This is a genomic window from Mycolicibacterium peregrinum, assembly GCF_001665625.1.
Lineage (GTDB): Bacteria > Actinomycetota > Actinomycetes > Mycobacteriales > Mycobacteriaceae > Mycobacterium > Mycobacterium peregrinum_B.
Window position 1 is genome coordinate 1 of sequence record NZ_LZSY01000186.1, and the last position, 5,723, is coordinate 5,723.

Consider the following 5,723-nt stretch of genomic DNA (forward strand, 5'->3'; position numbering starts at 1 on the left):
GGATGGTGGGCGGGATGGGGATGCCCAGTTTCGGTGGTGGCGGTATGCCCACCGGTGGTGGCGGTGGTGGCGGCATCCCCGGCCTCAACGCCTTGGCCGGCCTAACCTCACTCGGCCGCGGTGGCCCTGGTGGTATTCGATCCGCTTCTGCCAGCCGAGCATTGATGAATTCGCAACCCGTGCCATCGGGTCCTGGGGCCGAGGCATTCCGCGCCGCGATCCACCGCGCCCTCGATATAAAGGGCATCACCGATCCTGTGGCGCGACGGTATTGGGAAATCGGAATGATGGTCGCCGCTAAACGCGAGTCGGACTTCAACAACCTGGCGGTGAACAACTGGGACTCGAACGCCAAGGCCGGGGATCCCACGGTCGGCACGCTGCAGTTCAAGGGAACGACATTCGACGCCTACCACGAGCCGGGCACCCCAAATGATCGTCGGGACAACGTCGCCCAGGCCGCAGCGTTCATCAACTACGCGATGGGTCGCTACCGCGTGAATATCGACGGCTCGGACCTGGCGGCGAAGATCCAACAGGCCGACCCGAGTAGATCACCAAAAGGATACTGACACAGTCAATTTCAGCAGAGGAGGTGGAGGAGGAGGAGGTTGCCAGTTGCCGCACTCGATGGCGTGTTGCCATCCTCTTGGCGAATCCTGCTCCTCGCCGCGACCCTGCGGAAGGGTCTGCGCTTCCAACCTGCGGCGTTGTCGCCCATAGTGTTTCGTGGACTACCGTCTCGATTTAGGATCCGCCATCGTTGCCAGCCGTTGTCAAGCTGCCGGACCGTGTCCGACTGCCTTGCGGGTCTGCGAGACCAACTCGTCTAGGTGAGGATTTACGTTGACGGGCGTGGTCCCCGATTCCGCTACCCCCTGCCCTTCCAGGGCTGCAGCTACCTTCGCCCGGCATGTTTCTTCGAAACCCTGGAGGGCGGTGGTTAGGTCCTCCGCTGCGCTCGCGACCCGCTTTGGGCTCGTAAGGCGGACTCGCGCGATCGCTCTTCCATATTCAAGCTGGGCCGCGTAGACGGATGCGCGCGAAGATTCCAGCTTCTGCTGCAACTGCTCATTAGAGATGCGAGTCGCAACGGCATGGAGCAGGTCTTGCTCTTGCGTGCTCACCGCGTACACCCAGCTATGACTGGCGGCGACCACGTCGCTAACAGCGGCGATCATTGCGTCATTTCGTTGCTTGCGCGTAGTCCGCCAGCTGAGGGCGGAATTGGCTGCCTGAGTTATAGCCACGCCGCCGAGTGTGCCGCCGACTGTCAGTATGGGTCTGCTGCACGAATAGGTGACATCTGAGTTGGCTTGCCCGTGCTGGGCGAGCTGGAAGGATGTCCTTGTGCCCAGGCCCTATCCCCGTGAGTTCCGCGACGACGTCGTCCGCGTTGCCCGCAACCGCGACGACGGTGTGACGATCGAGCAGATCGCCACCGATTTCGGAGTCCACCCGATGACCCTGCACAAGTGGATGCGCCAAGCCGACATCGACGAGGGCACCAAGCCTGGTAAGAGCACCGGCGAGTCCGGTGAGCTACGGGATGCGCGGCGTCGGATTAAGTTGTTGGAGCAGGAAAATGAGGTCTTGCGCCGGGCCGCGGCGTACCTGTCGCAGGCCAATCTGCCGGGAAAAGGCTCTACCCGCTCGTAGGTGAGCTCGCCGCTGACGGGATTCCCGTGGCGGTGACGTGCCGGGTACTCAAGCTCGCCCGCCAGCCCTATTACCGCTGGCGGGCCAATCCCATCACCGACGCGGAGGTCGTCGAGGCCTACCGCGCCAACGCGCTGTTCGACGCCCACGGCGAGGATCCAGAGTTCGGGTACCGCTACCTGGTCGAGGAGGCCCGTGATGCCGGTGAGCCGATGGCCGAGCGCACCGCCTGGCGGATCTGCGCGGACAATAAGTGGTGGAGCGTCTTCGGCAAAAAGCGCGGTAAGAACGGAAAAGTGGGTCCGCCGGTGCACGATGATCTTGTCGAGCGCGACTTCACCGCTGGTGGTTCAAATCAGCTGTGGCTCACAGATATCACTGAGCATCGCACCGATGAGGGCAAGCTCTATCTCTGTGCGATCAAGGACGTGTACTCCAACCGCATCGTCGGGTACTCGATCGACTCTCGGATGAAGTCCCGGCTGGCCACCGCAGCGCTCAGTAGTGCGGTGGCACGCCGCGGTGATGTGGCCGGTTGCATTCTGCATTCCGATCGCGGATCTCAGTTCAGGTCAAGGAAATTCGTGCACGCCCTCGGCCGCTACGAGATGGTCGGATCGATGGGCCGCGTCGGGGCGGCCGGCGACAATGCGGCCATGGAGAGCTTCTTCGCCCTGCTCCAGAAGAACGTGCTCGATCGCCGCCGGTGGAGCACACGAGAAGAGTTGAGGATCGCGATCGTCACTTGGATCGAACGGACCTACCATCGGCGCCGGCGCCAAGCCGGACTCGGGCGGTTGACCCCGATCGAATTCGAAGCGATTATGACCGCACCGGCCAGTCAGGCCGCGTGACCGAAACTGTCACCTGATCGTGCAGCAGACCCTATTGCTGCCCAGCCCGGTGTGAAAAACATCGTGAGATCGTTGCACAGCCAAGAGAGTGCCTGCGGTGGCTTGGCCGGCCTAGTTTGTTCCTGCGTGTCTCGTTTGTAGAGAAGGTCAGGCTGCGCGGATCGGCCCTCGGCGAAAGCTTGCTCGTTGCGCTCGACACGGTGAGGCCACACACTCGGAATCGTGCCGGAAACACGTCACTTGACGAGAGGACTTACCTATGACCAGCTCTGACCGAATGGCTACCGAAAGCAATATCCTCCAACTGATTTCAGATATGGAGGTGGGTCTGCAACGTCTGCAACGCGGTGTTGACGAGACGCGTCCGTTATGGCGCGGCCAAGGCGGCGATCAGTTCGTCAGCTCTGTGCACGGTGAGCTCTCTACGGGCCGAGCGCTCCTTGATGAGATGCGGGCCACGGTCGCGGATCCGCCCTGGGGCGGTGCGGCCGGGTAGAACGTTTGGGGCACCGCGGCGGGTCGGTCGTTCGACGTTTCTTCAGAGCACGTCGAGCATGGCGGCGGCCAGTAGCGCGGTTGCCCGCGCGACCAGGCGGGCCTCGGCCGGTGTGAGCGGCGCTGTCTTCGTTGGTGGCCCGGGCTTGCCGTGACCAGTTCCGGCCTCGTTGCGTAACCGGTTGACCGCGGTCCCCAAGAGGAAAAGGCACTGCTGCACGGCGCGGTGCGGGTCGTCGTCGAGCTTGACGTCCGGCCCGACAGTCAGCCCCAGTGCGGTGAACGCGTTGGCGAGGGTCACCGGGAAACTGCCTTTGTGGCCGCCTTGCGGGTAGCTGCCGGTGCGCTCGACGAGTACGTGTCGGGCTGTGGCTTCGTCGAGCTCCTTACCCGTGCCGATCTGTAGTGCCGCATCGTCTGGGTTGAGGTTGATCCGACGTACGTAGCCCAGGAGGGTATCGGTGAGTTCGGTGCCGGCCAGGTTGTCGATGACCGTGGGCAGCAGGTCACCGGACTCGGCCAGGGTTAACCCGAGCCGGCGGAACGGTGCGACCAGGCGGCTGATCTTTTCCTGGCCGGCGTATCCCGGCATTGTCGGGGTGAATGCGCCGTCGGCACGTAGCAGGGACACGATCTCTTGGGCGAGGGCCAGGCCCGCGGCCGGGTGATGGTCGGCGGCGTATCGGAAGATTCGTCGTACCCGCTTAACCTTGCCGAGCGGCCGGCCATCCTGATCTTTTCCGCCAGGACCAGGGTCACCCGGAGTGAGCCGGTGGTGAGCGAAGGCCTGGTCCAGCTCGTCGTGCGATGGGCCCGCCCTATCGAAGAACTCGCTCAGTACCGCGCCGAGCTCGATCAGATCGCTCACGGGCTACAACCTAGCCTCGGCGCGGGACAGGCCACATCGGATGTGCTGCGTGTTCGAGTCGCGGGTGGTTGGCGAGCGGGGTTCGGTACTTGGTGGGCGGGTTAGGTAGCACCGGATTGGTAACCGCGCGTTGTCGCGCACCCCGTCCGGCGTGTCACACCGCCCGCGACGATTCGGCCATACGGTCTATTCCATGCCCAACCGACGTGCCAACAGACTCCGTGACCTGCGCGTCCTCAGCGCCCTCTGTAGGAATCGCAGTCCGGCGCGAGAACAGGGGAGGGTTCGCGACTTTCGCGTCGGGCCCACGACTGTGGAGGAAGTGTCGTGAAGAATTTCGTGCTCCTGTTGCTCATGGCCAGTGCTCTCGCCTACTTGGCGCTGTGTGCGTACTGCATCGCTGCCACTGGCAGTACAGATGGTCTGGTCGGGATTGGAGGGGCCGCGATCACCGCGGTGTGTGGTGTGGTCATCGCCTACATGCCGCGCGACGACAAGGGGCAGGACGGCAGCGGCGACTGACGTGGTTGGCCGCCCGCTCCCACCGGCGTGATGCCAGCTGCCGCACCGTCGCACCGTCGCACCGTCGCACCGATTATTTGGCGCCGTGGAGCCGAAGTTCGTTGCGGATCCGGCAGGATATCCGCATGAGGCCAGAGGTATGGATTTCGACAACGACTTCCGCGGTGACTTTCGAGAACAACACGCCCGGCGGCCAGTGGGAGCATGTCGGCACCATCGATACGGCCCAGGAAAGTGATCTCACCAAGAACCTTCAAGTGCTGCTCGGTAGGCGCAGGACCGCGCCGCGGCTCCCGGGTTTCTATCTGAGCGGAGATCCGGAAAGCCCCTGGGTCCAAGGCGTCAAGGAAGATTCCGCTGGCCAGTCACCGTTCTGGATTGCCATCGATCCCTGGGGGACGATGCGGGCCTCGATTCACGGTGCCTCCGAGACGTACTTTGTCAGCAATGAGATGGCGACGGTGACCCGGTCGCTGGCCCGGCGTACACCTGAGTCCCATCCCGGCCTGCGTGTGAAGTCCGTGATGATCGGCATCAAGGTCAAACGCAACGATTACGGCCTGTTCACCCCGCGAGTGCACGAATAGCTGGGCTCTGTTGGTCGGCGCTGGTCGGCGGATATTCTGAAGTGGTGAGTGCCGGCGGCTATGTATCGCAGATAGACCGTGTGCTGGCTTCGGCCGTGTCGGTTTTTCCTGACCCATCTCGTGCTGTGGAGTGGGTCGGGTTGGATCGGCCGACGATCGCGGCCGCGCCGGCCGACGGCGGCCAGCTGGCCGAGTCGCTCGACCAGGCGACCGATACCTATGCGCGGATGACTGCCGAAACTGAAGCGGTGCAGGCGGCGATCCGTGAAGCCGCGGAGTCTGCTGCCGAGACAGCCCGGCAGGCAGCGATCAATATGGCCTCGATTCGGGATGCCGCCCAGTCGCAGGGGCAGGCGATCATGCCGGCCGAGGATCTTGAGACTGCGGAGCCGCACGATCTGAAGCTGCTGGTCGAGACGATGGACTCCAAGCTGGAAGCGGCGCAGGATGTCCTCGGCACCACCCGTGAGAACTTCGAGCGCAGCGCTGGGCAGCTACGGGCGACTTACCTATAGCTGAGCGCGGCAGCAAAATCGTTGCTGCCGGATCTGCTCGACTAGCTGAACTGCATCTTCAGGCGTGATGCTGCGCAGATTTCGTGCATTCGAGCGACCCTGCAGCAAACCCCTTTGACAGCCGTTGAGGCGGACAACTGAGCCGGTTTGGGTGTGGTTGGGGGGTTGGTGTGGTGGTTAGTTTTGGTGGGTGAGTGGCGGGTCGGTTGGTGCGTATGTGGCG

6 protein-coding genes are annotated in these 5,723 nt (G+C 63.5%); 5 read left to right on the top strand and 1 reads right to left on the bottom strand.

Features of this window, described 5'->3' with window-relative positions:
* Both A5779_RS29945 and A5779_RS29960 read left to right on the top strand, forming a co-directional pair.
* On the top strand, positions 1-572 hold a 572-nt coding region (locus A5779_RS29945; RefSeq protein WP_461786805.1), incomplete at its 5' end, for a lysozyme family protein.
* Between the two features lie 778 nt (positions 573-1,350).
* Positions 1,351-2,513 (top strand): IS3 family transposase gene (locus tag A5779_RS29960; protein WP_110777903.1). Its coding sequence is split into 2 segments (ribosomal slippage): positions 1,351-1,635 and positions 1,638-2,513, totalling 1,161 coding nucleotides; the frame shifts between segments, so codons are not numbered across the junction.
* Between the two features lie 538 nt (positions 2,514-3,051).
* Here the strand turns inward: A5779_RS29960 and A5779_RS29970 are convergent.
* A complete protein-coding gene (locus tag A5779_RS29970; RefSeq protein ID WP_064887341.1) occupies positions 3,052-3,876 on the bottom strand; it encodes an abortive infection family protein in 825 nt (274 codons plus the stop codon).
* A gap of 327 nt (positions 3,877-4,203) precedes the next feature.
* On the opposite strand from A5779_RS29970, the gene A5779_RS29975 reads away from it, so the two are divergent.
* The 3 genes from A5779_RS29975 (at position 4,204) to A5779_RS29985 (ending at position 5,500) form a co-directional block, all read left to right on the top strand.
* Positions 4,204-4,398 carry a hypothetical protein gene (locus A5779_RS29975; RefSeq protein ID WP_064887342.1) on the top strand — a complete coding sequence of 65 codons (195 nt, stop codon included), beginning with the start codon at positions 4,204-4,206 and terminating at the stop codon, positions 4,396-4,398.
* A gap of 125 nt (positions 4,399-4,523) precedes the next feature.
* On the top strand, positions 4,524-4,985 hold the full coding sequence (locus A5779_RS29980) for a hypothetical protein (RefSeq protein WP_131811713.1): 462 nt from the start codon (positions 4,524-4,526) through the stop codon (positions 4,983-4,985).
* Between the two features lie 44 nt (positions 4,986-5,029).
* Positions 5,030-5,500, top strand: coding sequence for a hypothetical protein (locus A5779_RS29985; protein WP_131811714.1), 471 nt, complete (start codon positions 5,030-5,032; stop codon positions 5,498-5,500).
* The last annotated feature ends 223 nt before the right edge of the window (positions 5,501-5,723 follow it).

Excerpts from the sequence above, each read along its gene's own strand:
- A5779_RS29980 (WP_131811713.1), top strand. The coding sequence starts at position 4,524 with ATGAGGCCAGAGGTATGGATTTCGACAACGACTTCCGCGGTGACTTTC.